Source organism: Niveispirillum sp., from assembly GCF_052437035.1.
In the GTDB taxonomy this organism is placed as follows: domain Bacteria; phylum Pseudomonadota; class Alphaproteobacteria; order Azospirillales; family Azospirillaceae; genus Niveispirillum.
The window spans coordinates 1-743 of the sequence record NZ_JBQVOH010000042.1; the positions used below are offsets into that span (position 1 = coordinate 1).

At 65.3% G+C, this 743-nt stretch carries 1 pseudogene; it reads right to left on the reverse strand.

Features of this window, described 5'->3' with window-relative positions:
• Nucleotides 1-525: 525 nt before the first annotated feature.
• Nucleotides 526-743 (reverse strand): annotated as a pseudogene (locus tag ACT6Q8_RS25570) (50S ribosomal protein L1); the annotation flags it as partial.

A 743-nucleotide genomic window follows, 5' to 3' on the forward strand; every position in this document is an offset into this window, starting at 1 on the left:
GACCCAGATTGTGGGTCACGACCACGGCGCCGGATTCGGCAAAGACGCTTTTCAGCGTCTCGATCGCTTCCTGCTTTTGAGCGCGGTCCATTGCGGTCTCCTACTCAGGTGCGACGCCTGGACCATTCCAGACGCCGTGTGACGGCCACGAGTTGGGGAAGCCCCGCCTCGGAACCATCAAGCCTGTCCTGTGAGAGAAGCCGCAGCCGTCGCGCCCTTGTCCGCCATGCGGAAATGGGCCTTGTCGGCGTCATCTTCCCGTCTCCCCGCGAGTGTGGAAGGGCTCTTCCACGCTTATGACCCAGGCGACCCCTGGGTCCCGCAGTTCTTGGACAGGATCGGAAGCCCCCTTGCGGGAAGCTTCCAGTCCCCGCCCCTCCTTGCGGAGCGGCGAAACCTTAGAGGGGCGGCTCATACAGCAGGGCGGCCCGGAGCGCAACGCCCCGGCGCGCCCGCCTTGCGCCCATGAAAAAGGGGGCCGCGTCGCCGCAGCCCCCTCGATCGTCTGATTTAGCGTGGACGCGTTTAGGCGCCGACCGAACCGGTCTCGACCCGGAAGCCGGGGCCCATGGTCGAAGACAGGCTAATCTTCTTCACATAGGTGCCCTTGGCGCCCGAGGGCTTGGCCTTGTTGAGGGCGTCCACCAGGGCCTTGACGTTGGCCAGGATGGCTTCGTCCGAGAAACTCGCCTTGCCGATGCCGGCGTGGATGATGCCGGTCTTCTCGGTGCGGAACTCGATGG